1 pseudogene is annotated in these 265 nt (G+C 60.0%); it reads left to right on the forward strand.

What is annotated here, in order from left to right:
* Nucleotides 1–265 (forward strand): annotated as a pseudogene (locus SB771_RS34955) (transposase); the annotation flags it as partial.

A 265-nucleotide genomic window follows, 5' to 3' on the forward strand; every position in this document is an offset into this window, starting at 1 on the left:
GAGCACGTCCTGATCGACTCGACGATCGTACGCGCACACCAGCATTCGGCTGGGGCTTCAAAAAAAACGGGCCGCAAGCGCTCGGTCGTTCCCGAGGTGGACTGAGCACCAAGCTCCATCTGGCGATTGACTCGATGGGTCGTCCGTTGCGACTGATCGTCACTGAAGGACAGGTCGCCGACATCTCGTGTGCGGCGCAGCTGGTTGAACATTTGCGCACAGGAGCCGTTATCGCAGACAAGGGCTACGACTCCGACGCCTTCGT

The organism is Burkholderia sp. SIMBA_051, assembly GCF_046534915.1.
GTDB lineage: Bacteria > Pseudomonadota > Gammaproteobacteria > Burkholderiales > Burkholderiaceae > Burkholderia > Burkholderia ambifaria.